The organism is Aeromicrobium sp., from assembly GCF_014378035.1.
Classification (GTDB): domain Bacteria; phylum Actinomycetota; class Actinomycetes; order Propionibacteriales; family Nocardioidaceae; genus Aeromicrobium.
Genome location: NZ_JACMOM010000392.1, coordinates 1 through 3,218 on the forward strand (window position 1 = coordinate 1; position 3,218 = coordinate 3,218).

The window sequence follows — 3,218 nt, forward strand, 5'->3', positions numbered from 1 at the left end:
TCTTCGAAGGAGACACCGTCGGGCAGCAGACGCACAGTTGGCATGCAGGTCATCCAACGGGAATCGACGCGCGGCCGCCACGGCAGGCCATGGTGACCCACTGGTCTAGACAGTTTTTGGATTGCGGTTTAGCCGTGCGATGTCGGGTACACGGTATACAGAACCCGTCATTGAACCGTCATTTCAGCCTGACCCTGCACGAACACCTCAAGGAGCCAGCTATGCGCCGCGCACTTCCCGCCACAGTCGCCCTCGTCGTCGCCTCAGCAGTCATGCTGCCGGCCGCGGCATCCACCTCGGCCCCCAGCGCCGGTCAGGCGGTCACTGCCACGGTGGCCACCAATCAGGTCAAGACCCCGTTCACCATGTCCGCCAGCGCTTACGGCACCCGCGCCCGCGGTGCCGCCATCCCGGCCGGCTCGTCCGAGACGGGCTACGAGGTGATCGGCTGCAACCGCTACGTCCCCAGGGCGAAGAGCAACTTCATCGCCAGCGTCGACGTGCCGGGTCTCGGCACCGTCAGCGGCGCGCGCACCAGGGTCTGGACGGTCAAGAAGGGCAACAAGACCTCGTCCATCTCGCGCCACACCATCGCCGGGATCGAACTGGTCGACTCACCGCAGGGCTCGTTGCGCATCGGCGCGGTCGAGTCCGAGAGCGAGACCTTCAACCGCGGCGGGCCCTCGGGCACGTACGGCGCCAAGGTCACCAACAGCCTCGCCAAGATCGTCTTCACGCCCCCCGGCGGAGCGCCCCAGACGCTCGACCTGCCCTCGCCCGGCGCTCCGATCACCGTCCCGGGCCTCGCCGTGATCTCGATCGGCAAGAAAGTCACGTCCCGCGGTGTCGACTTCGCCACGGCCATGGGCGTCGGCATCCGGATCCGGGTCATCCCGACCGACACCAGGGTCGTGATCGGTCAGACCCGGTCCAGCCTGATGCTGGCCCGCACCCGTGCCCTCTTCAACGGCTACGGCGCCGGCCTCGAGGCCCATATCGCCGGCGAGACCGCACAGATCGGCCGTACCGCCTACCAGCCGATCCCGTGCATCGGTACCGACGGCAAGGACGTCGTCAAGAGCCTCGCCAGCGCCGACCTCAGCCCGCTCGTCACGACGGGTGACCTGGCCGGTGGCGTCAACGCACGCAAGACCACCTCCGGCGCGATCGCGCGCGCGGCCGGCATGGTTGCGAACGTCTCACTCGGCGACGGCGCCCTGGACGTCACGGCGGTCACCGGTGTCTCCGAGGTGCGCCGCACGAAGTCCGGAAGCCTGACCCGCAGCGCCAAGGGCACGCACGTCGGTGCGATCACGGCCAACGGCAAGTCCTACAACCTCGACGCACTGGGTCGGCTCGAGATCCCCGGCGTCGCCAGACTCCACGGCAATATCAAGAAGAGGCTGAGGAACGGATTCAAGGTGATCGGGCTGCGCGTCACCCTGCTCGACGGCAGCCTCGCCGTGATCGACCTCGGCGTCGCTGTCACCAAGATCCGCCCGACCAAGAGGAAGTAGCACCAGCTCGCTCCGACGCCCTCGCGTTGCCTTCCTCGGGTACCCACCTCGGTCCGCACCGGCAGCCGGGTGATCAAGGTCGTCGGGTCGTACGCCGACCGCACGGGCTCGCGCAGCGTCACCGTCCTCCGCGCTCGCCGCTGAGGTCGCCCAGGTAGTTCAAGTTACCTGCGGGTAGGATCCTTCTCACCCCCTGGGAGCCTGACTCCCCGGACGGAGCCGAATAGGCTCGCTTCGCTCGCGCAGTCATGCGGCGGGCGTCGAACCACCCAGGAGTCCACCGCATGCAGATCGTCGCCATCGTCATCTCCCTGGCCCTGACGGCCGTCGCCGTCGTCGCGGTGATCAGGGCCGTCCGCAAGATGACGGGGGTGATGCGCCTGGGCCAGCCCGCGCCGGGACGCACCGACGAGCCGCTGCGCCGTACGGTCACCATGGTCAAGGAGACGTTCGGCCACACCCGGATGCTGCAGTTGACCTGGGTCGGCATCATGCACTGGTTCGTCTACGTGGCGTTCATAGTCCTCAGCACCGCGGTGGCCACTGCCTACGTGCAGCTGTTCGACCCGTCGTTCGTGCTCCCGATCATCGGCCACTGGTACCCGGTCGAGTGGACGCTGGAGCTCCTCGGCCTGTTGAGCACCATCGGCATCATCTTCCTGATCATCTACCGCCAGAAGCACCACCCACGCAGCCTAGGTCGCGACAGCCGCTTCTTCGGCTCCAGCATGTGGCAGGCCTACTTCGTCGAGGCGTTCGCGCTGCTCGAGGGCGGCGCGATCCTGTTCATCCGCGGCGCGGAGTACAAGCTCATCGCCGTCGAGGGCGGCGAGCACGGTGGCCGCGGGCACTTCCCGATCTCCTCCTACGTCGGCGACGCGCCCTTCCCCGACGGTGCCGACTCGCTCAAGAACGTCATCTACGGCATCGCCCTGTTCAAGATCGTGCTGGCGATGATCTGGCTCCTCGTGATCTCGCGCTACGTCACGATGGGCATCGCGTGGCACCGCTTCACCGCCTGGCCCAACATCTGGTTCAAGCGCGAGTCGTCCGGCCGTACGGCGCTGGGAGCCGTCAAGCCGCTGACCTCCGACGGCAAGGCGGTCACCCTCGACGACCTCGACGATCTCGACGAGGACTCCAGGCTAGGAGTCGGAGCGATCGAGGACTTCTCCTGGAAAGGCATCCTCGACTTCTCGACCTGCACCGAATGTGGCCGCTGCCAGTCGCAGTGCCCCGCATGGAACACCGAGAAGCCGCTGTCCCCCAAGCTGCTGATCACCGCCCTGCGCGACCACGCCTATGCCAAGGCGGCCGGCGACGAGGCAGCTCGAGAGCGCGTCCTGGTGGGATCGAGCGGCAAGGGCACCGACCCGGCCGGGGTCGACAATGTCGATTGGTTCTACAACCCCACCGACGCCGCCTTCGTCATCGACGAGGACGTCTTGTGGAACTGCACCTCGTGTGGCGCCTGCGTGCAGCAGTGCCCGGTCGACATCGAGCACGTCGACCACATCATCGACATGCGCCGCCATGCGGTGCTGGTCGAGTCGAACTTCCCATCGCAGCTCAACGGCCTGTTCAAGGGGCTCGAGAACAAGGGCAACCCGTGGAACATGTCGTCCACCGCCCGACACGACTGGACCAAGGGCCTCGACTTCGAGGTCAAGGTCGTGGGCGCAGACCCTGAGCACGGGGGAA

Annotated in this window: 2 protein-coding genes; both read left to right on the forward strand. The window is 67.0% G+C overall.

What is annotated here, in order from left to right:
- Positions 1-221: 221 nt before the first annotated feature.
- Positions 222-1,517, forward strand: coding sequence for a choice-of-anchor P family protein (locus H7290_RS20775; RefSeq protein ID WP_290515921.1), 1,296 nt, complete (start codon positions 222-224; stop codon positions 1,515-1,517).
- Positions 1,518-1,801: 284 nt separating this feature from the next.
- Positions 1,802-3,218: (Fe-S)-binding protein (locus H7290_RS20780; RefSeq protein ID WP_290515922.1), on the forward strand; the 1,417-nt coding region annotated here is incomplete at its 3' end.